The 532-nt window shown below is 56.0% G+C and carries 1 protein-coding gene; it reads right to left on the reverse strand.

Features of this window, described 5'->3' with window-relative positions; all coding sequences use genetic code 11:
- Nucleotides 1–532: DUF1601 domain-containing protein (locus J7439_RS26105; protein ID WP_209204975.1), on the reverse strand; the 532-nt coding region annotated here is incomplete at both ends.

Raw genomic sequence — 532 nt, forward strand, 5'->3', positions numbered from 1 at the left:
TGGTTTGAAGTTAGCTTTCTGTGCGTTCACGTAAGGCAACAGCGCGGTCACGACCTCTTTGAATTCTGGTGTCCGCTCCTGTCCATTGTCCACCAGTTTTGTCATGGCCCACAGCAGGTTGGCGATTTCCTGGGTATTAAATCGGTCTTTCTGTGCGTTCACGTGGGGCAACAGGGCGGCGACGGCCTCTTTGAGCCTTGGTGTTTGCTCCAGCCCGTTGTCCACCAGTTTTGCCATGGCCCACAGCAGGTTGGCGATATTCTGAGGAATAAATTGGTCTTTCTTTGCGTTCACGTGGGGCAACAGCGCGGCCACGGCCTTGTTGAGCTCTGGTGTTCGATTCTGCCCGTTGTCCACCAGTTTCGCCATGGCCCACAGCAAGTTGGCGACACCCTGAGGAATAAGTTGGTCTTTCTGTACGTTCACGTGGGGCAACAGCGCGGCCACGGCCTTGTTGAGCTCTGGTGTTCGATTCTGCCCGTTGTCCACCAGTTTCGCCATGGCCCACAGCAGGTTGGCGATTCCCTGGGCA

This window comes from Salinisphaera sp. G21_0, assembly GCF_017744115.1.
Classification (GTDB): Bacteria; Pseudomonadota; Gammaproteobacteria; order Pseudomonadales; family Endozoicomonadaceae; genus Endozoicomonas.